The sequence below is a fragment of the Candidatus Nitrosopumilus salarius BD31 genome, from assembly GCF_000242875.2.
Classification (GTDB): Archaea; Thermoproteota; Nitrososphaeria; order Nitrososphaerales; family Nitrosopumilaceae; genus Nitrosopumilus; species Nitrosopumilus salarius.
Genome location: NZ_AEXL02000024.1, coordinates 1 through 21,684, shown reverse-complemented (window position 1 = coordinate 21,684; position 21,684 = coordinate 1). Strand labels below are relative to the sequence as shown.

Annotated in this window: 26 protein-coding genes; 20 read left to right on the top strand and 6 right to left on the bottom strand. The window is 32.3% G+C overall.

Annotation, left to right across the window (positions count from 1 at the left end; translation table 11 throughout):
• The coding region (locus BD31_RS01485) for a thiolase C-terminal domain-containing protein (RefSeq protein WP_425589712.1) at window positions 1-472 on the top strand (472 nt) is incomplete at its 5' end.
• Window positions 469-777, top strand: coding sequence for a PhlB family protein (locus tag BD31_RS01480; RefSeq protein ID WP_008297317.1), 309 nt, complete (start codon window positions 469-471; stop codon window positions 775-777). The genes BD31_RS01485 and BD31_RS01480, both read left to right, overlap by 4 nt.
• Here the strand turns inward: BD31_RS01480 and BD31_RS01475 are convergent.
• The gene (locus BD31_RS01475; RefSeq protein WP_008297355.1) at window positions 770-1,597 is read right to left on the bottom strand and encodes a hypothetical protein; all 828 of its coding nucleotides are present in this window, start codon (window positions 1,595-1,597) and stop codon (window positions 770-772) included. The genes BD31_RS01480 and BD31_RS01475 overlap by 8 nt on opposite strands.
• Window positions 1,598-2,060: 463 nt before the next feature.
• Between BD31_RS01475 and BD31_RS01465 the strand changes: the two genes are divergently transcribed.
• The 3 genes from BD31_RS01465 (at window position 2,061) to BD31_RS01455 (ending at window position 3,511) form a co-directional block, all read left to right on the top strand.
• Entirely contained in the window at window positions 2,061-2,621 is a 561-nt protein-coding gene (locus BD31_RS01465; RefSeq protein WP_048097329.1) for a resolvase, read from the top strand.
• A 50-nt stretch (window positions 2,622-2,671) separates the two neighbouring features.
• Entirely contained in the window at window positions 2,672-3,121 is a 450-nt protein-coding gene (locus BD31_RS01460; protein ID WP_008297322.1) for a hypothetical protein, read from the top strand.
• A gap of 72 nt (window positions 3,122-3,193) precedes the next feature.
• Entirely contained in the window at window positions 3,194-3,511 is a 318-nt protein-coding gene (locus BD31_RS01455; protein WP_008297319.1) for a hypothetical protein, read from the top strand.
• A gap of 299 nt (window positions 3,512-3,810) precedes the next feature.
• Here BD31_RS01455 and BD31_RS01450 read toward each other — a convergent pair whose 3' ends face one another.
• Window positions 3,811-4,185, bottom strand: coding sequence for a hypothetical protein (locus BD31_RS01450; RefSeq protein ID WP_008297361.1), 375 nt, complete (start codon window positions 4,183-4,185; stop codon window positions 3,811-3,813).
• Window positions 4,186-4,289: 104 nt separating this feature from the next.
• On the opposite strand from BD31_RS01450, the gene BD31_RS01445 reads away from it, so the two are divergent.
• On the top strand, window positions 4,290-5,627 hold the full coding sequence (locus tag BD31_RS01445; RefSeq protein WP_008297329.1) for a threonine synthase: 1,338 nt from the start codon (window positions 4,290-4,292) through the stop codon (window positions 5,625-5,627).
• A gap of 149 nt (window positions 5,628-5,776) precedes the next feature.
• Complete coding sequence (locus BD31_RS01440; protein ID WP_008297356.1) at window positions 5,777-7,030, top strand: hemolysin family protein; 1,254 nt, start codon at window positions 5,777-5,779, stop codon at window positions 7,028-7,030.
• A 2-nt stretch (window positions 7,031-7,032) separates the two neighbouring features.
• Here the strand turns inward: BD31_RS01440 and BD31_RS01435 are convergent, their stop codons facing one another.
• Window positions 7,033-7,749 (bottom strand): type II glyceraldehyde-3-phosphate dehydrogenase, encoded by a 717-nt coding sequence (locus BD31_RS01435; RefSeq protein ID WP_008297357.1) that lies wholly within the window; start codon window positions 7,747-7,749, stop codon window positions 7,033-7,035.
• The gene (locus tag BD31_RS10530; protein WP_238536028.1) at window positions 7,704-8,081 is read right to left on the bottom strand and encodes a hypothetical protein; all 378 of its coding nucleotides are present in this window, start codon (window positions 8,079-8,081) and stop codon (window positions 7,704-7,706) included. The genes BD31_RS01435 and BD31_RS10530 overlap by 46 nt, the downstream gene beginning before the upstream one ends.
• 152 nt (window positions 8,082-8,233) lie before the next feature.
• Here BD31_RS10530 and BD31_RS09975 point away from each other — a divergent pair, with 152 nt between their 5' ends.
• From BD31_RS09975 to BD31_RS01420, 5 genes are all read left to right on the top strand, one after another.
• Window positions 8,234-8,380: a hypothetical protein gene (locus BD31_RS09975; RefSeq protein ID WP_008297353.1), complete on the top strand. Its 147-nt coding sequence runs from the start codon at window positions 8,234-8,236 to the stop codon at window positions 8,378-8,380.
• Window positions 8,381-8,388: 8 nt separating this feature from the next.
• Window positions 8,389-8,646, top strand: coding sequence for a hypothetical protein (locus BD31_RS01430; RefSeq protein WP_008297344.1), 258 nt, complete (start codon window positions 8,389-8,391; stop codon window positions 8,644-8,646).
• 239 nt (window positions 8,647-8,885) lie between these two features.
• Window positions 8,886-9,044 carry a hypothetical protein gene (locus BD31_RS10195; RefSeq protein WP_008297354.1) on the top strand — a complete coding sequence of 53 codons (159 nt, stop codon included), beginning with the start codon at window positions 8,886-8,888 and terminating at the stop codon, window positions 9,042-9,044.
• Between the two features lie 92 nt (window positions 9,045-9,136).
• Window positions 9,137-10,978, top strand: coding sequence for a glycosyltransferase family 2 protein (locus BD31_RS01425; RefSeq protein WP_008297351.1), 1,842 nt, complete (start codon window positions 9,137-9,139; stop codon window positions 10,976-10,978).
• A 1-nt stretch (window position 10,979) separates the two neighbouring features.
• A complete protein-coding gene (locus BD31_RS01420) occupies window positions 10,980-12,959 on the top strand; it encodes a polysaccharide deacetylase family protein (RefSeq protein ID WP_008297363.1) in 1,980 nt (659 codons plus the stop codon).
• Here BD31_RS01420 and BD31_RS01415 read toward each other — a convergent pair.
• A complete protein-coding gene (locus BD31_RS01415; protein ID WP_008297360.1) occupies window positions 12,949-13,905 on the bottom strand; it encodes a TackOD1 domain-containing metal-binding protein in 957 nt (318 codons plus the stop codon). The genes BD31_RS01420 and BD31_RS01415 overlap by 11 nt on opposite strands.
• An 816-nt stretch (window positions 13,906-14,721) precedes the next feature.
• Between BD31_RS01415 and BD31_RS01410 the strand changes: the two genes are divergently transcribed.
• The 3 genes from BD31_RS01410 (at window position 14,722) to BD31_RS01400 (ending at window position 18,155) form a co-directional block, all read left to right on the top strand.
• Window positions 14,722-15,426 carry a DsbA family protein gene (locus BD31_RS01410; protein WP_008297320.1) on the top strand — a complete coding sequence of 235 codons (705 nt, stop codon included), beginning with the start codon at window positions 14,722-14,724 and terminating at the stop codon, window positions 15,424-15,426.
• Window positions 15,427-15,536: 110 nt separating this feature from the next.
• The gene (locus tag BD31_RS01405; protein WP_008297335.1) at window positions 15,537-16,931 is read left to right on the top strand and encodes a hydroxymethylglutaryl-CoA synthase family protein; all 1,395 of its coding nucleotides are present in this window, start codon (window positions 15,537-15,539) and stop codon (window positions 16,929-16,931) included.
• Between the two features lie 675 nt (window positions 16,932-17,606).
• Complete coding sequence (locus tag BD31_RS01400; RefSeq protein ID WP_008297362.1) at window positions 17,607-18,155, top strand: hypothetical protein; 549 nt, start codon at window positions 17,607-17,609, stop codon at window positions 18,153-18,155.
• A 5-nt stretch (window positions 18,156-18,160) separates the two neighbouring features.
• On the opposite strand, the gene bioD is transcribed toward BD31_RS01400, so the two are convergent.
• Window positions 18,161-18,847 carry a dethiobiotin synthase gene (bioD, locus tag BD31_RS01395; protein ID WP_008297339.1) on the bottom strand — a complete coding sequence of 229 codons (687 nt, stop codon included), beginning with the start codon at window positions 18,845-18,847 and terminating at the stop codon, window positions 18,161-18,163.
• A gap of 140 nt (window positions 18,848-18,987) precedes the next feature.
• Here bioD and BD31_RS01390 point away from each other — a divergent pair, with 140 nt between their 5' ends.
• The 5 genes from BD31_RS01390 to BD31_RS01380 all read left to right on the top strand — a co-directional run.
• Window positions 18,988-19,269 carry a hypothetical protein gene (locus BD31_RS01390; protein ID WP_008297359.1) on the top strand — a complete coding sequence of 94 codons (282 nt, stop codon included), beginning with the start codon at window positions 18,988-18,990 and terminating at the stop codon, window positions 19,267-19,269.
• A 245-nt stretch (window positions 19,270-19,514) separates the two neighbouring features.
• Complete coding sequence (locus BD31_RS10960) at window positions 19,515-19,640, top strand: hypothetical protein (protein ID WP_008297327.1); 126 nt, start codon at window positions 19,515-19,517, stop codon at window positions 19,638-19,640.
• A 95-nt stretch (window positions 19,641-19,735) separates the two neighbouring features.
• Entirely contained in the window at window positions 19,736-19,861 is a 126-nt protein-coding gene (locus BD31_RS10955) for a hypothetical protein (RefSeq protein ID WP_008297315.1), read from the top strand.
• Window positions 19,862-19,905: 44 nt separating this feature from the next.
• Window positions 19,906-21,228, top strand: coding sequence for an adenosylmethionine--8-amino-7-oxononanoate transaminase (gene bioA, locus BD31_RS01385; RefSeq protein WP_008297365.1), 1,323 nt, complete (start codon window positions 19,906-19,908; stop codon window positions 21,226-21,228).
• Between the two features lie 93 nt (window positions 21,229-21,321).
• A partial coding sequence (locus tag BD31_RS01380; protein WP_052319556.1) for a hypothetical protein occupies window positions 21,322-21,684 on the top strand: 363 nt, incomplete at its 3' end.

Below are 21,684 nucleotides of genomic sequence, written 5' to 3'. Positions count from 1 at the left end.
AAAAGACTGCAGAAACACCAGTATGGATTACAGGTATTGGGCAAAAACTACGTCAGCAGGTTTTACAAAAAACACATCACTGAATTCAATGGAGTCGACAAAGATTGCAGTAAACAATGCCTTGAAAATGGCAAATAAACATATTCTTGATATGGATGTTGCAGAAATTCATGATGCGTTTTCTGTATGTGAACCGATGGCATTAGAATCCCTAAATTTCTCTAAACCTGGAAAAGGTATTGCCATGATAAAAGATCTTTGGGATACAAATAACTTCAAAATCAATCCTCGTGGAGGACTAATAGGATGCGGTCATCCTCTAGGTGCAACAGGTATTGCTCAAACCATAGAGATCACTCAACAACTACAACTGAATGCAGGTAAAAGACAAGTTGATGATGTAAAAACAGGATTAGTTCACAACATGTCAGCTGCAGCAACTTCTTCAACGGTGCTGGTTTTAGAAAAATGAGTTTTGAATCTGATTTGTCAAAAGGCATATTTTCAATTCCAGAATGTAGATCATGTAATAAAATTATTTGGCCGCCCTCAGAATTTTGTAATCAATGTTTTGGTATCGTAAATCTAAAAAAAGGGGAATTTGAGGGTAAAATTGTAGAGTTTTCCAGACAGAATAACGAATATTTTTGTCTAGTAGAATTTGAGAAAAATATTCGAGTGTTAGCAAAAATTTTAAAAATTCCTGAAATCGGTCAAAAAGTCAAGATTTCAAAATGTGGAATTTCAAATGGGAGTTATTTTTTTCACGTTAGTTAAATTTTGTGTAGATGTATGGGGTATCCACTAATTGATCAAATGTCCAAACAGTGGGTAATGAAACTGTGTTTGTTACTTTAAGATCATGTTTTTCAATTAAGTTACTCCAACCCCCATTTGTCAAATTGCTTGAGAGATTTCTTTTTGAATGAGTTCCAGCAAACACTATACCTGTTTTACTTTTAAGATTTGGAATTGAATTTATTTTATCAATGATATTGGTTGCTAAAATATCTCCCCCCATTTGTGCAAGTCCTCCTATGAAGAATATGGGATGAGTTAACTCTAGGGTACTATAATCAAACTCTAATGCATCTACACAGATAGGATCAAAGTTTTGATTGGTTATTTTACTAATGTTGTCTTGTAGTTCTACCAATCCTTCATCAATTTCAATACTATGTGATTGCAATTTTAGAAAATTTGCACAAAATGCAATACGACCATCACCCGAACCAATGTCTATTAATTCACCATATCCCAATATTTTTGCAATCGATGTCATCAAATATGCAGACATTATCCATGTTGGATAGAATGGCTGACAGCTAGAGCCATGTTTGATACTGTTAAGCCAATACTCGTTTATGTCCCCCTCATAAACGACACATGGGATTTTTGAAATAGTTTGCTCATATGAATTAAAATAGATTGGATTTTTTTGAGCAAAATCATGTAGCAAATGTAAATGATTCTTGTCTATTGGGAATTTTTCTGAATCAGATAAAGGAATTACCTCTTGGATATGTGCACTGCCAGAATAATTCTTTGCAAAATCTTGTTTTAGATGAACTAAATTTGCAACAAGTTCCTCAAACATGAGAAATATCAGTAAATGGGTTTGATAAACTCATTGTTAATTAAACTTCTTTTTTGGATAAGAGAAAAGCAATTTCTTGTTCTATTTTTTTAATTGATTAGTGGCAGATGTTTTTACTTTCTCGTACTCAGCATTTCCTTCGGAGATAGAATCAGTTAAAAATTGGAACTCGAGATGTTTCAGTGTATAAAGATAAAAATCTCTCCTCTCCATCAATTTCTCAATAATTATCTCATCCAATACAATATCTCTAAAACAATAGTATTTTATTTATTTGAGATTGTTCGATGACTTCAGAATTATTGGTTAACAATAGCCACCGAAATTCATTTCTGAATCAGGAATTGTTTGTTTTTATTATTTTAAAAATGTTGAGACGGATATGACTATTTTCTAATATTTTGTTGAGTTATTGTATAATTACCTACTTTACTATATCTAATATGAGGATAAGTAGATGAAAATGAAAACAAGGGTATTAACAATTGCAAAAAGTAATTTCGTAGAGAAATCTAAAACAAATAATCAAAAAGCTGCCAGAACAAGAAGACAAAGAGGATATCAATGGGAAGACACCATAGTGAAACGATTTAACAGTACAGACAATTGGAAGGCATTTAGATTGGGATCTCCAAGTATCGCATTACCGGATGTATTGGCGGTAAATACTGATAATAGCACCATATTTACAATTGAGGCAAAATCAGGTACTAGTACGTCTCTTCCAGTGCCTGCAGATCAAATAGAACGATGTCTGTCATGGATTAAGACATTTGATATTTACAAAAAAAGAAATGTCATTTTAGCATTCAAGTTTCTCTCAAAAAAAAGAATAGGGGTAGGAGAGTATGAAAGTCGAGAATTAAGAGAGTTTTTCAAGATATGGGATGAATCATTGGAAATTTCAGATTGTGTTTGTAACTACGATGGGAAATTTTTCGCAAAAACTAATGGGATTAGAAAGGAAATTTCACTCAAAGAATGTACAATGCCCTTCAAGACAAAGCAACGACATAGTGCCTAACCAAGTCTTCAATTCAAATTGTTTTTTAAGGATAAAAGTACAAGGTAATCATGTCTGAAGATAATACCAATATGGAATCAATTGACAAAAGTGTAGAATCTTTGTTAGAGACAGTTTCAGATGCAGAAGTAAATTCAAGAAGAAGTTTTGAAGAATTTACTGATGAAAGAGTATTGATCAGTCATGACGCATTTGGCAAAAAACAGATGAAGATCAAAGTATTAGAAGTTTCAGATGAGAATCCTGCATCAAAATGGAAATTTGGTGACAGAGTCAAGGTTACAAAAATTCTTGTTACTGTAAAACATCTTACAACTCAAGAAGTTGAAGAGGCTGAATTTGATATAGAATCAATTGAAAGAGAATTAGCTGAAAAAAGACATTATTCGTCTACAAATAGATGGATTCCTGCAGGAGATATCAAAAATGGATATGTTGTTGGATCAAAACACACTAGACTAATCAGCGATGCTGCAGCATTAGATTACATTCAATTTTAAAGATAAAATTTATCCATAATTGATCAGTATTCTCTGAAAAACATTATAAACAAAAGAAATTCAAAAACTGGTATGAGTTCAAAAGAATTTGATGTTAACGGTACTAATTACAAAGTAGTGTTGACTGAGCAAGTAATTGGTCATGTAAATAACCTCAAAGATCTATACAATGCAGCGTACGAAGATCCAGAGAGTTTTGAGGATGTGAGTTCAGAAATTTCAACAACAATTAATGAAATTGCAAGTACTGTACAGCCTGAAGCTGAAGATAGTGATCTAGATGGGATAATTCAAGAGATCATCAAAGCAGTTGAGAACAAAGCAGAGGAAATCAAAAAAGAACTGGAAGAAAAAGAAAAGCCAGTGAAGAAATCAAAATCTAAAAAATAACCTCATTTGACCTTAAACTCATAAAAAACTGGGGGAGAAATTATATTCTAAACAAAATAACTATTATCATGTCAAAAAGCTGCGAATGTGGAATTTGTGGTCATCTTAGCGAATCAGAATGTCTCGAAAAAGAATGTAAATGTTGTTTGAATTTCCACGAGAGATCTGGTCCTAAACGAAAATAATCTTTTAGATCTATTTGTTTCCATCATAGCAAGTACATTTTTTTGAAATATGTTTTGAACATCCAAATAGTTTATGATCCCTACACCCACACAGAATACATTTTTTTGCATCAGTCATATTCTTTCAAACAACTCTTTAACATCGTTAATCATTTTTTTGTCTTCTAAAGATTCTAATATCTTCAATCTCATATTTTTGACTCTATGTAAATCATTTGAATATAATGGAGACATCGTTTCAATTTCTTTTTCAAAGAAATAATTTTCTAAATAATGTCTGAATTTTGATTTTAGTGGCTTAAAATCTGAAGATTGTATTTTGTCAGAATCAATATTGTTAGTCATTACTTTGATGAATCCGTTGATTTTAAGCAATTCTTTCTTAATAACTTCCAGATCTCCAGGATTATCATTAATTTCTTTGAGAAAATCATAAGAATCCAATACATGTGAAAGGATGTTTTTGAGATATTCATTATGAGTTACCATGTAAATTTTTAATATTTATCCAATCTATAGTTTAGGAAAAATAGCTTGACTTGTGTAAAAATTGCACATTTGCTTTAAATTATCACTAATTATCTGTAAGTACAATGCAGGGTGATGCTTATCTAAAATGTATCGAACCACAATGCGGACTAGAATATTCTATTCAAAGTACAAACGTACAATGTGAAAAAGGCCACTTATTAGATGTGAAATACAAGAACAAACCACCAGTAACCCTAAAAGAAGTGTTTGAAAGTAGACGAAATCCCCAAGGTAGTATTTTCAATGAAAGCGGAGTTTGGAGATTCAGAGATTTACTAAATTTTTGTCAGATAGATACAGAAAATATTGAAGAATGTTCAAAATACCTAGTTTCACTAGACGGTGCAGAAGGAAGACAGTCAAAACCATACCAAATGTCAAAAGTTGCAGGTTTTGTAGGAATTTCAAACAATAATCTATGGTTACAACCTGAAGGATACAATCCTAGTGGGTCTTTTAAAGACAATGGCATGGCTACAGCAGTAACACATGCAAAAATGGTGGGTGCTAAAAAAATTGTTTGTGCATCAACAGGAAACACATCTGCTTCAGCAGGAATGTTTGCAGCAAACGAGGGAATAAACTGTGATGTGTATATTCCTGCAGGACAAATTGCTCCTGGAAAATTAAGTCAAGCATATCAATTTGGAGCACAAATAATTCAAGTTGATGGGAATTTCGATGATGCATTAAAACAGTCATTAGAAGATGCACAAAATCATGAAGGTTACACAGTAAACTCTGTAAATCCATTTAGGATCGAAGGGCAAAAAACAATTCCGTTTAGAGCATTAGAGCATCTTAATTGGGAATCTCCAGATTGGATTGTCTACCCTGGAGGAGCATTAGGAAATACTTCAAGCTGCGGTAAAGCATTAATGGAATTACATGAATGGGGATGGATAAAAAAAATTCCAAGAATTGCAGTAATAAATTCTGAAGGTGCCAGTACTTTATCTGATTTGTATAACGGTGAATTTGAAGGAGAGGAACTTAGATGGAATAAAGGAAGGCCAAACACTGAATTAATTTCAAGATACTATAATCATTTAGATAAAGAAGGTTTGAAACCTAAAACGAAAGCTACTGCAATTCAAATAGGCAGACCTGCAAATATTTTGAAAGGTTTACGTGCGTTAGAATTTTCTAACGGAGTGGCAACCACAGTTTCAGATTCAGAGATGTTAGACGGCATGTCAGTTGTAGGTCTTAACGGATTTGATTGCGAGATGGCATCTGGAGCATCAGTTGTAGGAATTAAAAAATTGATGAATCAGGAAATTATCAAAAAAGACGATGTGGTTGTAGGAATTCTCACAGGAAGGCAAAAAGATGCCATGCTCCCAGTAGAATACCATCAAAATCCACAAAACAAATTTGCTATACCGCCAAAAAGCTAGTCACTGTGATAGGCATGATTAAATTTTGAATGTTTTTTTGACATTAAGAGTTAAATTCATGTTTTGTAAAAACAATTCAACCCAAAGATGGTGCAAAAATACTAAATGAGAAATTGTCTTTATTGTGAGAAATTTTCTAGGAGAACAACATGGTAGATCTCTGGATTGAAATCTCCATACTCGCAGTTCTGATAGGACTTTCTGGTTTTTTTAGTGGTTTAGAAGTAGCCCTTGTAGGTACAAGAAACTCCAAAGTAAACCAATTAAGAAAACAAAAAGTGAAAGGTTCGGAGGCGCTCTACAAACTAAAACACAATCCAGGATGGATGATGTCTAGCGTAAATCTAGGAAATAATCTTGTCAATGTAGGTTCATCAGCGTTTGCCACCAGTATAGCAATGAGACTTTTTGGAAATGATGGTTTAGGGATAGCTGTGGGAGTAATGACATTTTTGATATTGGTTTTTGGAGAAATTACTCCAAAAACATATTGCAATGCAAATGCCACAAAGATTGCTTTACGATTTGCACGGGTGTTGCTAATTTTCAGCTACATCTTTTGGCCCGTTGTAAAATTATTTGAAATCATCACTAGAAGCATGGTAAAATTAACTGGAAGTAGTTATAATTCTCCTCCAATAACAGAGGATGAGATCAAAGGGATTGTAGAGCAAGGACTAGCAGACAAAGCGCTGGAAAAAGATGAAAGTGATCTTGTCCACAGTGCATTAGAGTTTGATGATACAGTGATCCGAACCGTGATGACTCCAAGAACAAAAATGTTCACTCTTCCTGCTAAAATGTTGTTATTTGAAGCATTACCACTAATTAATCAAAATGTACATTCAAGAATCCCTATTTTTGGAGAGACAAATGACGACATTATTGGATTCATTCATGTCAAGGATGTTCTAAAAGAATTAGAATCAGATAATCAAATGAAAACATTAGAACAAGTTTCAAGAGATCCTGTATTTGTTTCACAAGAGAAAATGGTTAGTTCATTACTAAAAGAAATGAAAGGAAGAAAAACCCATCTGGCAATAGTAGTTGACGAACATGGGGGTGTAGAAGGGTTGGTTACATTAGAAGATCTTATAGAGGAAATTATTGGTGATATTGAAGATGAGACAGACGCATCCCCAAAAGCTGATCATTATGTCATAGATAAAAACACGATTGAGACAGATGGTGGAATAGAAATAGAAAAAATTAATGAAATTTTTAAAGTTGATTTGCCAGAAGGGGATGATTACAGTACACTTAATGGTTTACTTCATGAGAGATTACAAGACATACCTCAAGAAGGAGACAAATTAGAGATTGACAGTATTAGGATCATAGTAGAGAAAGTTACAAAAAACATCCCCGAAAAAATCAGAATAGAACGAATTAACAAATAAAATTATTTTTTAGCGAAGTATTCTTGTAATTTTTGTTTTTTCTCATTCATATGAAAAATTGATTCAGTATGAGCAAAGGATTCTTCATATGATTTTTCAAACAGCATTGCCTGCATGAGCATGTGGTTTTCAGGTATGACGATACCTGTTTGATCATCAGAATACATCATTTGAACAGTATCTCCGATAGAAGTAGTCATGTTAGCATGAATGTGAATCATATTGGTATCTGTAAAATTAAAACCCATATTTTGAGCACAGTCTCTTACATCCTTAGTTCCTTTTGCAGTCCATAATGTAGCTACACCAAATTCGTTAGTGAAAACATCATGAATTTCAGAAGGTTTTGGAGCAATATCCTTGAATCGAATATCCATAATATGTAAGTGCATTTGTCTTGTTGGAACTTTGATTGCACGAACATACAAAGGAGCATCTTTTCCAAAATACAATTTAACATCATCACCATGATGTGGAGATTGTGTCATTTCTATGGTATCTGTAATCTTTTTTTCTGTTTGCTCAATATCTGCCCATCTTCTTATTAACGTAACATCAAATCGGATTAACTTGTCACCAAATCTATCACGCATGGGTTCTAAAATTCTGCCCATTCCAGTCACATTACAACTTCCTTGCATCACATGCTTCTTACCTAATGCCTGAACATAATTCACTCTAGAATTAAACAGTAAATCTGAAACTGCCTCAGAACCCACAGTAGATTCTCCGCCCTGATAAATCGCAGGAATGTTTTTTGGCTCATAAAGATTTTTTTATTTTTGTATCCATGTCCACCGGGGGCAGCATCAATGACCAAATCACAATCATCTAATGCAGATTCAATAGTTCCAGAAATATTATAACTCGAAAAATCTTTTAATTTTTTTGCTGGGACAAATACGTTTAAACCTCTTGAAATAGCAGTTTCTACTTTTTCATCTGGAGAGTATTTGCCTATTCCAATAACTGTGATTTCTGGATCATCCTTTAGAAATGAAGTGATTCTACTGCCGATGGAACCATACCCATTAACAAAAACTTTTTTCATAAAATCCATATATTTGACCCATTTATTTAGATTCTAAAATGATTTACACGGGTCAAGATTAGAAAATTACAGCATTTTAATAATAAAAAAATAAAAAATATAGATCTTATCAAGGAAAAACAATTATCTAGAATATGATTTGAATAAATTTTATGGGAAAAGGTAAGGAAATAGAGGAACATCTGGATAAAATTTACTTGGATCTGCTAGATTCAGGGGATTCAAAAAAAGATTACAAAAGAATTCTCAGTTTAGATGAATCTATCAGATTTGTAGGTAGAATAAAAAAAGGAAAATAACAGCATTTGTGAGAAGAGAGAATTCAAAACCATTACTTGATGATGAGATGAGCAATCTGGCACACTATCAAATATCAGTTAAAGCAAGCATGGAAGAAATGTTTGATGACTCATTAGGAAAGACCAATTGGATGATAACTTCAAAAGAACTAGTAAAACTCATCACCCTCTTTTTAGATGATGGGTTACTTATTTTATCCATTGATAATGATGCAGATCATGATAAAATAATTCAAAAAATTCAGAGTCTAAATATGGAGATATAAAAACAAACTTTCAAGATTGAGAATTGTCAATTTACTAATATGTGAGATTACTAAAAATATAACATGTCTGAAGAATCAGAAAAAAATTAAAAGATTTAGATCATGAAGAGATGAAGGAAGAGACCCATCAACTTGAACTTAAAGAAAACTATGAACAAGATGAAGAGTATGAAGAATCCGAAGAGTGATTCTCCTGTTATTTTAGAACAATAAAAATACATGAATTACAATTCAATAGTATGAGTAATCTAGATGAATCCATTGGGGAGATTTTATTGAATCTGCAAAGAGAAGACCCAATTACTTTTAAAAAACTCATGAAAAAAGCACAAGAAGAAAATCCTGAATTATTTGATGAAAACATGAGTGAAGAAATAAAAAAACATGAGGATAATTAGAGCACGAATAGATGTCAAAAAATAGACATAAAGGGAAATTTTAATGACGAGATCACATATAATCCAAAATTTGAGATTAAGAACAATAAAAATTGGACAAAAATTCCCTGATCATCAAATTATCTAAAGCAATTGAGCAATCAAAAGGTGATTGGGGGCGAAATCATCATATTTTAAAAAGGATCAGGCAGAATAAAGAGATTACAAATTCGGATAGCATGTATCTTAAAAGATTATTGGGGATAAAAATTCCAATGGATGTGAATAGTTTTGAGAGTACCAGTACACGAATTCTCAAAAAAAATAATTCCGTGTTCACAAATCCAAATCTAATTAAATGTTCAACCTGCGGTAATGAGATAAAATTAGATGAAAAATCATCAAGATGTGAAGAAAAATGGTATCATGGAAATTGTATTCAATTAATAGCAGATAAATCTAAAAATCAACCTTCAAACGATGAGAAATTAGAAAACAAAGAAAAACGCAGAAATGGAAAAGATCCTATTCAACTTGTCATAACAGGGATAATCTTTGTATTTTTGTGTACGTCAGTATATTTCATTTTAGGGCCAATTAGCATGATAGCTATGAGTTTAGGCGGTGCAATGACAATATATCACATTATAGGTTCAAGAAACAAACTTTATTCAAAAAACATAAAATCAAAACGTGCTCCCTCTATCTTTTTATTATTTTTATTGGGTTCGCCATTTTTGATTGGGGGTTTGATTGCATATGAGGGATATACTTTGCTTGAATCTCCAGTCAGAATAATTTTACTTTGGGCAATGACAATTTCCTTTTGGTCTACAATGTTATTTGTACCAATGGCAGTGTTGAGCAAATACCGCGAAGACACACAAGATGATGTCAAATCATACCCAAAAATTTCAATAATAATTCCTGCATATAATGAAGAAAAAGTAATCAAAAATACCATAGAGGGATTGCTAGAAACGAAATATCCTAAAAAAGAAATTATTTTGGTAGATGATGGTAGCACCGATAAAACTTTGAGTATTGCAACACAATACAAAGACCAAATTAAAGTATTACATAAAGAAAATGGAGGAAAAGCGTCTGCATTAAATTACGGTTTAGTTTATTCTACTGGTGAAATCATTGTGATAGTTGACGCTGACACAATCATTGGACGTAATTCATTAAAAGAAATTGTGAAAGGGTTTGAAATTAATGAACATGTTGCAGCAGTAGCAGGAAATATCAAAGTCAGAAACAGAATGAATTGGATTACAAAATGTCAGGCACTTGAATACATAACGGGAATTCAAATTGTTCGAAGAGCATTTGATGTTTTCGGTTCAATCACAATCGTCCCTGGAGCACTAGGTGCATTTAAAAAATCGTTACTTACTGAAGCTGGTTCATATGGTAAAGAAACAATTGTGGAAGATTTTGATCAGACTATAAAATTACTTAAAGCCGGCCTGATCACTCAAGGAAGTTCAAAGGCTACAGCATATACAGAAGCACCAAATACTCTAAAAGATTTTTTTGCTCAGAGAAAGAGATGGTATCGTGGAAATATTCAGGTTTTAAAAAGACATGCAGACGCATTAACTAATCCAAGATTCGGGTATCTGCAGAGATTATCATTGCCATATTTGTTTTTAGGCATGGTAATTACTCCCATAATCGGATTTACTGCTTCCATAAACGCAATTTTAGGAGTAATTTTAGGAGACGGTTTGTATGTTCTTCAAGTATCATTGATTTTTACCATTGTTCATTATCTCATGTGTGCTTTAGCAATTAGAATAGATGATGAAGATCCAAAATTGCTTTGGTATGCAGGATTTCTGGTATTTGGATTTAAGCAAATTGTGGATGCTTTATTGTTAAAAGCAATTATAGAGCAACTACGAAACAAAAAAGCTACTTGGACAAGTGCAAAAAGAATTGGAGTATGAATTGAAAGAAAGGAGACTTTGGATAATATTTGCAATGATCATGTGTTTTACAGGGATAATTTCATCAAATAATGTATTTTCAGAAGAACTAGAAACAATTCAATTAGAAATAAAATACACGAATGGAGACATTGCTGATCATAACGATGTAAAAATAATAGTGTACCAAGATTTTAACAAATCCCCAATAATAGAAAGAAAACTACAAGGAAACCCAGATTTCATTTCGGTTCCAGAGAATCACAGGTATAAAATTGAAGTGTATGTAAATGGAATGTATGCAGATGTAGGATACGTTCAAGTAAAAAACAAATCAGAAAAAGTTGACATAAATATTCCGCTCTCCGGGGGATTACAATTTGAAGTTCTCTATAAAAATGGACACCCAATAAGTGGTGCCACTGTAACTCTAAAATCACAGGATGGCATAGAATGGAGAAAAGCAATTACAAATGAGGATGGGAAAACATTACGATATTGGATTCAATCTACAGTTAAACAAGAAAACTACTATGTTGCAGATGTATACTTGGGTGAGATATTTCTAACATCATACTTTCCAATTAGACTACAACCAGGATTAGCATTTGAGCAGAAAATCATCACAGATATTCCAGAAACAGTGGAAGAATTAATCACAGTGAATTTATTTGCAGGCGGGAAAAAGATTACTTCTAATGATGAAAAATACAAAGTGACTCTGACAGATTTAAAAGGAAACTATGTTGACTCCTCAGAATTAAATTATAGGGGAGATGCGTATTTTTCTAATTTGAAATCTGGCTCATACATAATAAAAATCACTTCAAACGATATAATTGAAAATACATTATGGCCACAACAAAATATTCACATTATTGGAGATGTAAATAAATTCAACATTTTTAGAAATATGGAGGAGATTAATTTACAAGACGATGTAAACACATCAGATGAAAAAAGTCAAGACACAGTAATCATACCAGAAAATGAATTAATTGACACATGTAACTGTGTGGCATTTAGATTAGACGGAGTTCAAGATTACTGGCTAAACGAAGTTCAAATAGGAATTATGAATACATTCATTGAAAAAAAGGCGCCAATAACGATTGGAATTATTGCAAACGCGTTTGGCAATGACAAGAAAATCACAGACTTTGTAAAAGAAAACATTTCAAAATCAAAAACAAACTTTGAAGTAGCGTCAAAAGGTTTAGGCCTAAGCCCATTTACCAATTATGAAAAAGTAGAACAAAATGATAACCTCAAAAAATCAATCGAGTTGATAGAATCGACAACTGGCATAAAACCACATGTATTCATACCACCAGATAATAAATTCAATACAGACACGTTAGATATTTTAGAGAAAAACGGAATCACACATATCAGTACAAGTTTGATAAATGGAGATGAACCACCATTTGAATTAAAAGGAAAGGAAGTGTACAGATTTCCGCAAATAGCATCTACAGGAAAATTTAATTCAACAACTAACGTTTTTGAAGGACTTTCAAGTAAACAAGTAGTAAAAGAAGCAATTCAGGGAATTAAAAATTATGGGTTTGCAGTAATTTCAATTCAACCTCAGGAATTTGCAATGGTTGTAAATTCAACTTACGTAAACACATTGAATCAAAAACAAATTAGTGAATTAATAAGTATGATCGATGATTTTAATGAAAATGGATACAAAATTGTCTCAATAGGAAAAATAAATTCAAATTTAGTTGTTCTAGTTCCAGAATGGATTAAAAACAATGCTGGATGGTGGGCAGGTGATCAAATTGATGATAAAACATTTGTTCAAGGAATTGAATATTTAGTCAAGAATGGAATAATACAGGTGACTGAAAAATCTCAGACAACGTTAAACAAGCAAACAGTTCCAGAATGGATTAAAAACAATGCTGGATGGTGGGCAGGTGATCAAATTGATGATAAAACATTTGTTCAAGGAATTGAATATTTAGTCAAGAATGGAATAATCACATATTGATTACTTTGTAATTAGGACTAGTTTTCCATCTAGCTTCGTCAAGTTTGAATTTATTTTCACATTTTAAACATATGTAATCAGTTGCAATTTCCGGGAAGAAATTTTGACAGTTATTGCAAACATAGTGATTTTGCATTACTCTATAATCTACACCCAATGCTTTAATTTCTTTATTGCAGTTAGGACACATGTCATCTTGGTATGCGATATCTTCAGAGATATTTCCACAATCATAATGTTCAATTAGTTTTCCTAATTTAAAATTGGAACTCTTGCAATTAGGACAATAAAATACCTGAGATGTTTTTACTGAGTCGCATTGATTGCAAGCGATTTCTTTTTTACTATCCATTTGGATTATTTTTCCATCTTTCTGTAATTTTTCCAAATAAGCAATTACAATATCATTTGAAAATCCCAAAATGGAAATTAATTTATTTAGAGTAATCTGATTGGAAGATTTTAAAATAAAATCCAGATGATCAACCATTTTTTCCTGGGCATTGTTTTGTGCTTGTTTCAGGTTTTCAATTTGTTTTGATTCATTTTCAAAAAATGATTGTTCCTGTTCTATTGTCTCAATAATATTTTTCAGATTTTCAAACCTGATTGGTTTTTCAATATATTGATAAACTCCTAACCTTATGAGTTCTTTTATTCCCTCATCATCTTTTTCAGTTGCTGTTTCCAAAATCACTCGAGCATTTGGTTGTATCTCTAACATTTGAGTCAAAATTGAACGTGCATCCATATCAGGTAACATAAAATCAAGTAAAACAATTGGTTGTTTGTTTTGAGAAACCAGATCAGTAAATGTAGAAATGGCAGCAGAGCCAGTATCACAGGTGTGGATTTGAGTATAACCTAATTTCTCTAGATAATGTTTCAAAAGAATACCAATAGCCGGGCTATCTTCTACTATCAAAACATCTTCTTTAGAACTCACTGTTAACCCTTCTTTTTTATCTAGAATAAATTGTTTATAAAATATTGAATAATTACTTTAGACGCACAAAATGAATTTATTTATAATTTTTACAGTTTTCCTTGTAATATTTTTAGGCATGTCTTCTATGAATTTTCTATGCATGAATTGATCTATTAAACAATATCATATTTTACAAACAGAAAAAATTCAGATGATAGAAAACCAATTTGATTTTAGTAGGGAATTCATAATTATAGAATTTTTTTGATGACAAATCACATAATAATTCGAGGGTAATTATTGAGGAATTTCCGCACATGACATATTCAGAAAGTTCAGAAGATAAACTAGACATATGTAGAATAATTTTCATAAACGGCAGATTTGTGGAATCATCATTTGTAGAAAAAGTGATTCAGGATTAAATTATGTCTGAAAAAGAGAAGAAGTTGTAGTTTTGATTCCATATTCTCAGAGTAAACTCAAAACAATTTGTAAAAATAGATGTTAAAACATTGAATAAACAATAAAATAAATTCAAAAATATTAATCAAAACTATTATTGTATCGAATACAACCATTTAATGGATAATCACTAATGATGACATATGGATTTTTCATTAAATGGAATTTCAAATGAACATTGATTGTTCCAAATACAACATATGATTTCAAATAATTCATAGAAGTAAATTTTGACTGTTACAATTAACACAAAAAATGAAGAATCAAACACATTAAAAATTTTACGAGTTTTTGCTCTAGAGTAAATTCCAAAGGAGGAGAATCATAAGTGCGCAAAAGACTAAATGTATCAAATAATTTCTCAAAATATTGATACATGGTCCTTCTCTTGCCATAGGTGCAGGAATTGCATCCTTAGTTATTATCGTTATATTTTTTGGATTTGGGGATATTACAAATCAACCAGAACTTGTTATTGAGCCAACACCAACTATTCAAAAAGAAGGGCCACCAAAAATTACCATGAATACTTTCTTAGACAATGGATCCCCCATACTAGGCAATACAAATGCTCCAATAACATTAGTAGAATTTGGAGATTATCAATGTCATTTTTGCAATGTATTCTTTCATTCTACTGAAGATGATATTCTGAAAAAATATATCGAAACTGGAAAAGTTAGAATGATATTCAAAGATTTTAACATTATCGGCCCAGATTCAATTAATGCCTCACATGGAGCACATTGTGCTGATGACCAAGAATTGTTCTGGGAGTATCATGACATTTTGTATTCAAATTGGACTGGTGAGAATAATGGATGGGCATCATCTGAAAATCTTGGAAAGTTTGCACATGAGATTGGGTTGGATATGGATGAGTGGACAGAATGTATGGTGGGTGCAAATCATTCACAAGTGATTTTAGCAAGTAACGAGGATGCAAAATCACTTGAATTAACAGGAACTCCTTCATTTTTCATCATCGGTCCAGATGGAAAAACCACCAGAATTTTTGGGGCACAGCCATTTGAAGTATTCGAGAATATTTTTGAAGCAGAGTTAAAAAAATAACAATTACCGATCATAAATTTAGTAAAAAATAAAAAAAGTACTAAAATTCCGTTCCTAGTTAGTTAGAATTTACACAATATCCTTATTAGTGAATTATCGCAGGCAAGCTTATGGCAGCTGGGATAGATGACATTGCAATATACATACCACGATTGTATATTGATGCAGCAGATTTTGCAAATGCACGGGGTTTAGACCCAATCAAATTGCAAAAAGGTCTAGGGGTATCCCAAATGGCAATTGTAGATGCAAATCAAGATCCTGCTTGTCTTGCAGCTAATGCGTGTTTAACAATCATGCAAAGAAACAAACTTTCCCCCGATGATATTGGAAGATTATACGTTTCTACGGAATCAGCGTTTGACGAATCAAAGGCAATGAACTCATATGTTATTGGGATGTTGGAGCAAGTCTATGGTCAAGGTGCGTTTGAGCACTGTGGGGGGGTTGAAACCAAATTTGCTTGTGTCAGTGGATCATATGCATTGTATGATAATGCAAATTGGATCAGAGCAGGTGAAGCTGAAGGGAAACATGCACTAGTAGTTGTATCAGATATTGCAAAATATGATATGGGTTCTAGTGGTGAGATGACACAGGGTGCAGGATCAGTTGTAATGCTACTTAACGATGAGCCAAGATTATTATCATTTGATCCTAAAGTTACAGCCACATCCATTAAAGATGAATATGATTTTTACAGACCATTTGGAAAAGAAACACCAATTGTTCACGGACAGTATTCTAATTTACTATACATGATTCAAGTAAGAAAAGCACTCGAAGCATACAAGAAAAAAGTGATTTCATCAGGACTAATCAAAATAAAATCAGATGAAACAATTTTAGATCATATGGATTACATCAATATGCACTTACCATATAGCAACATGGGTAAAAAAGCATTAGCATATCTTGTTAGACATGAATGGAGACAACTTCCACGATGGAAAAGAATTTTGGAAGAAATAGGATTAGATGAACCTAGACCTAAAGATCCACGTGGAACAATTGAGTCAGTTTTAGCAGATGATGAATTTATGGCAAAGGATCACGAGTTTACCAAACTATTTACTAAAACCAAGGAATATCAAGAAGTCTACGAGTCAAAACTATCAAGTTCACTTATTGCATCTAGTATGATTGGCAATCTGTATACTGCATCACTATATTTGGGATTCAGAAGTAGCTTGGAATTTGAATATCAGAAAGGAATTGATTTGGAAGGAAAAAGAGTAGGATTTGGGTCATATGGTAGTGGAAGTAGTGCAATGGTATTCAGCGGGGTGATTCAACCAGAATATGAACAAATGGTAAAGAACATGAATTTAGAAGTAGAGATAGGTGAAAGGAGAAAACTGACATGGGAGGAATATGAAGAACTGCACGAGAACAAGCTCTCACCTGAAGAATCAATGTTACATTCAAAGAAAGAATTTGTCCTAGTAGATGTTCAGACTAAAACTGAAACCAAAGGCGAAAGACGTTACGTCTTTAATGAATAATCATCGTCAGAACTTTCAGTATTCGAAGAATCACTTTCAGTGTTTTTAGGGATTTTTTTCAGGCTAAGATATTCACGATAACATTTCAAGGAACAGAATTTTATGTTATCTCCAAAAAAGGTCTCACCGCATTGAATACAATCCATATCTTTAGTGATTAATTGAATAAAGTTCTTAATATTACGATCGACTATAGTCTAAAAGAAAAATCACACGATATTTGTAATACAAATCATACATATGACATGAGTTAATGAATGAATCATGACAGATTTTGTTGTTTGTGCAAATTGTGGTTTAACATATTCTGTAAAAGACCACGAATCATGCAGTCATTGTAGATTTACAATCAACCATGTGGAGTAACCACTATTTTTTATTTATGCCTAGTTTTGTTCAAATTCGAGATGAGGATACCGATGAGAATGAATAAAAGACATAATGCAAGAAAAATTTGAAATTTAATTAAAATGATGAATTAAGTTTTATCAAGTAAAATTACAGCAATAATTGCAATCACACTTATCACCATAGCTGCAATCTCCATTTTACTTTTTTTATTCCATCCTTCTTTTACAGTTATTTTCATAACAAAATGGTGGGATTTTTGTATTAACTTAATCTTATTGGTAGACAAAACACTATATCACATAAAAAAATCTATGATGTTGAGGAATGGAGGAAGAGAACAATCCCATAAAAGAACATTTGTTTGAATACATAAAAAATTCACAGACAATCCCCAAACTAATCATTGAGAAAAAATTTGACAGAGTAATTGAGGAGGTCACATTGAATTGTTACGATAAAATAGTTTCAATGGGAGGGAAAGATGAAAGTGTAGGGGTGCTATCTACAGGATTATTGCATTATCTTCTCACTAATGCCCTAATCATTAGTCAAAGAAAGATAGAATATAGGGGAATTGAAATAGATATTGTCATTCCAGATTTAAAAACATTAGAAAAAGATCCAAAAAGAGCATTATTGATTTGTATACCAAAAACATCAGACAGTAAAATAATTAATGAGAAAATTACACAGATAGAAAAAATTCAGCCTGAAAAAGAAAACATTTGGGTGGTGTTATCAGAAAATATACCAGTTGAAAAAAAATCGTTTGTACTAGCCAAAGAAAACAATACATTTTCAAAAATTATATTTGAAATTGCTCAATTCGCAAATATTGGCGGAGCAAGCAAATTCAAAATTTTAAGAATATAGCAAAATTATTTCAAAAGAAGTTTCAAATCCAAATTCTTTTTAAATATGCGATACAAAGATGTGTCACTCATGTCTTTGATAAATGGGATTGAGCCCAAAATTGGTACTTGTGTGAGAGATTTCAAATCACGAGTAAGTTCTCGGATTTTGTATCCATCAGAGTCAAAATCATTAATAATTATTCCCTTGATTGGGATTTTGTAATTTCTACACATTTGTACAGTCATTATTGTATGGTTAACTGTCCCAACTTTAGTACGAGTTACAAGAACTGCAGGTATTCTCATTTCTTTGATCAAATCAACAACAAAATAATTTTTCAAAATAGGAGTCATGATCCCCCCCATTCCTTCAACGAGCACCATAGAATGAATCTTTGAAAGAGTTTTGAAATTGGATATGGCAGAATTGATTTGTGGTTTTACCTTGAGGTTCATCCAAGCAGTGTATGGGGATGCTGCAATTGGGAAGAATTGCGGGTTTAACAAATTTTCAGAATCACTTACCTGTGCAGCATTTGCAAGAATCTCCACATCTTCTGATTTGAACCCTTTTTTCTGTGCATTACCTGCAGCAAATGGTTTCATCACACCAACATCAACTCCCATCTTTCGAAGTGTTACTGCAAGACCTGCAGTAACATAGGTTTTTCCTACATCAGTGTCAGTTCCAGATATGAATAGAGATTTCAATGAATTAATTTCAAAAGAGTGATTGATTAATCTTATCGTTAAATGTAATCATGATGAAGTTGAATAATATTTTGTATTTATCCATACCAATTAGAGGTTATTTATCCTAGGTTAATTAACAAGTAAGAATTTAGTACGGTATGTCTAAAGACCAAAATACTCTAACTAAAATTCTAAATGAGATTAAAACAGAATTGGCCAATCTCATTTCTTTGGCAAAAGATTCAGACAAGATTGATTCTAGAAATCTATCCAAGCAAGCAGAGGCACTAAATGAGATTATTCGAACATCTGGTATTTCTGAAAAAGACAGAAATATGCTGCAAAAATTTGCCCTAACACTACAAGAGGGAATTTCTGTAAAGAATTTGAGGTATGAAAAACAAGATCTTGAAAGAGTACTTTCTAACTTGAATGATTAGAAAAGATGTAAGAATAGTTAGTACTATCCAAATTGAATTTAACAACCATGCTTTGTTATGCAGTTATCACAGAATTCTCCAAGACATTTGGGACAATCTTTCAAGTCTCCTGCCTTGTAGCCTGTCATACATTCATCGCATTTTATACCGTTCATGACTTAAGAGAGTCCAGATGGATTTAAAATTATATCTAGACAGGAAAGAATTATCAACATGCTTAAGTTCATAGTATTTTCAGATGAATTATGAGTAAAACAGAATATTATACATGTAAGAATTGTGGGGCAGAATTCCCATCAACCGAAGTTCGATTGTATTGTAAAGTCTGTAAATCAAATTTGGATAAAACAGGAAATCTACCAAAAATATAGATTGTTAAAAATTCATACAAAATAAGATAAAAGAGAAACAAATAGCAACTCAAACATAATCCATACGCTTAAGTTCAGACAATGCAAGAAAAGTCATGTCGATAAACCCTACGGAATCATGTCTTGATTGCGGAACACCACTAGAGTTAACTATTGCAGGTCAGAAAAAAAAGCCATGTCCTAAATGTGGAGCTTACAGAAGAAAAAGAGAATACCAGTAAATCAATCGTTTAATTATTAAGAACATGAGTATTATGAGTGCCTGATGAAAAAGACTAGTTTTGTATGGCATCCGAATACACAGATGAAGGAATGGGATTCATTTACAGAGATTAAAAGCGCCAGAGGAGTATGGCTTACAGATACAAAAAACAACAAGATGATTGATGCGGTAGGATCAATGTGGTGCAATGTATGGGGGCATTCAAATCCAGAGTTGATAAACACGATAGAAAAACAAAGTAAAAAACTACAGCACTCATCAATGTTTAATCTTACAAATGAACCTGCCGAAAAGTTAGCAGCAAATTTAGTTAGATTGTCTCCAGGAATGTACAGAGTATTTTATTCAGATAACGGGTCATCTGCAATGGAAATTTCAATAAAACTGGCATTACAGTATTGGAAAAATATTGGGGAGAAAAAGAAGACTGAAATTGCAACATTAGAGAACGGATACCACGGTGATACATTTGGAGCAATGTCGGTAGGGTATGTTCCTGAATTTTTCGGCAAATTCAAAAAACAATTATTTTCAACAATACAATTTCCAGTTCCAAACAAATACAGAATTCCAAATGGATTCACATTTTCTGATTATCAAAATTATTGTTTAGAAAAAATTGAAAAAAAATTATCAAAAAATAACAGGATTGCAGCTTTTGTAATGGAAAGTGGTGCACAAGTTGCGGGAGGAGTGATAATTTATCCAAAAGGATTTCAAAGAAAAATCAGTAAATTATGTAAAAAATACAATGTGCTGTTTGTGTTAGATGAGATCGCAACCGGTTTTGGTAGAATGGGATCCATGGTACAGTATGAAGAACAAAAAAGCATGCCAGACATTGTAGCATATGGTAAAATGTTAACAGGGGGATATCTGACAATGGCTGCAACTTTGACAAACAAGAAAGTCTATGACTCATTTTTAGGAGAATTCAATGATTGGAGGCATTTGTTTCATGGACATACATATACAGGAAACCCAATTGCAGCATCTGTTGCAAACAAAAACATCGAAATGTATCAAAAAAAACATCTAATTAAAAAAATTCAAAAAACTTCAAAGATTTTTGAGAAATATCGCACACAGATATCAAACATTGAAATCGTAGGAGATATCAGGCACAAAGGAATGCTTATGGGGATAGAGATAGTGTCAAATAAATCCAAAAAAACACCAATTCATTCTAAAAAATCTATCAACAAGATATTTTTTGAGGAAGGGAAAAAACATGAAATTTATCTTAGAACTCTGGGAAATATTGTCATGTTAGTCCCACCTCTTGCAATTTCAGAAAATGAACTGGAGTTATTACTAAACAATACAATTAAGACAATTCAGACTGCAAAACGTCATTTTGTTTGACTGTCAAAAGTGTACTTATACTAATTGATTCTTTTTGGTGAAATTTGATTTTCATCAAAGATTATAATCTTATATTTTATCATATGTTTGATAATGATGTTTGAGTTTACCAGAAACAAAATCACATTCCTTATGGGGCTTGTAATCTTTTGTTTAATTTTTCAACCAACAGTTTTTGCTGCTTCTCCAAAAGATGCTATGTTGGATTCATCATTTGCCCTAAAAATTGAAGAGGCTGCAAAAATAAATTCAGAGTTGCAACTTACTGTACTTAATACTATCGAGGATTCTAGATGTCCTTCTAATGTTACTTGTGTATGGGAAGGTACTGTGTCCGTACAAGTAAATCTGATCAAAGATAACCTAAATCTTGGCAATCATACAATTCGATTAGGGGAAAATAACAATGAAAATCAAATCTTTGACGGGTATTTTATTAAATTAATCACTGTGGAA

Excerpts from the sequence above, each read along its gene's own strand:
- BD31_RS01480 (WP_008297317.1), top strand. The coding sequence starts at position 469 with ATGAGTTTTGAATCTGATTTGTCAAAAGGCATATTTTCAATTCCAGAA.
- BD31_RS01475 (WP_008297355.1), bottom strand. The coding sequence starts at position 1,597 with ATGTTTGAGGAACTTGTTGCAAATTTAGTTCATCTAAAACAAGATTTT.
- BD31_RS01465 (WP_048097329.1), top strand. The coding sequence starts at position 2,061 with ATGAAAACAAGGGTATTAACAATTGCAAAAAGTAATTTCGTAGAGAAA.
- BD31_RS01460 (WP_008297322.1), top strand. The coding sequence starts at position 2,672 with ATGTCTGAAGATAATACCAATATGGAATCAATTGACAAAAGTGTAGAA.
- BD31_RS01455 (WP_008297319.1), top strand. The coding sequence starts at position 3,194 with ATGAGTTCAAAAGAATTTGATGTTAACGGTACTAATTACAAAGTAGTG.
- BD31_RS01450 (WP_008297361.1), bottom strand. The coding sequence starts at position 4,185 with ATGGTAACTCATAATGAATATCTCAAAAACATCCTTTCACATGTATTG.
- BD31_RS01445 (WP_008297329.1), top strand. The coding sequence starts at position 4,290 with ATGCAGGGTGATGCTTATCTAAAATGTATCGAACCACAATGCGGACTA.
- BD31_RS01440 (WP_008297356.1), top strand. The coding sequence starts at position 5,777 with ATGGTAGATCTCTGGATTGAAATCTCCATACTCGCAGTTCTGATAGGA.
- BD31_RS10530 (WP_238536028.1), bottom strand. The coding sequence starts at position 8,081 with ATGAAAAAAGTTTTTGTTAATGGGTATGGTTCCATCGGCAGTAGAATC.
- BD31_RS09975 (WP_008297353.1), top strand. The coding sequence starts at position 8,234 with ATGGGAAAAGGTAAGGAAATAGAGGAACATCTGGATAAAATTTACTTG.
- BD31_RS10195 (WP_008297354.1), top strand. The coding sequence starts at position 8,886 with ATGAGTAATCTAGATGAATCCATTGGGGAGATTTTATTGAATCTGCAA.
- BD31_RS01405 (WP_008297335.1), top strand. The coding sequence starts at position 15,537 with ATGGCAGCTGGGATAGATGACATTGCAATATACATACCACGATTGTAT.
- BD31_RS01400 (WP_008297362.1), top strand. The coding sequence starts at position 17,607 with ATGGAGGAAGAGAACAATCCCATAAAAGAACATTTGTTTGAATACATA.
- BD31_RS01390 (WP_008297359.1), top strand. The coding sequence starts at position 18,988 with ATGTCTAAAGACCAAAATACTCTAACTAAAATTCTAAATGAGATTAAA.
- BD31_RS10960 (WP_008297327.1), top strand. The coding sequence starts at position 19,515 with ATGAGTAAAACAGAATATTATACATGTAAGAATTGTGGGGCAGAATTC.
- BD31_RS10955 (WP_008297315.1), top strand. The coding sequence starts at position 19,736 with ATGTCGATAAACCCTACGGAATCATGTCTTGATTGCGGAACACCACTA.
- bioA (WP_008297365.1), top strand. The coding sequence starts at position 19,906 with ATGAAAAAGACTAGTTTTGTATGGCATCCGAATACACAGATGAAGGAA.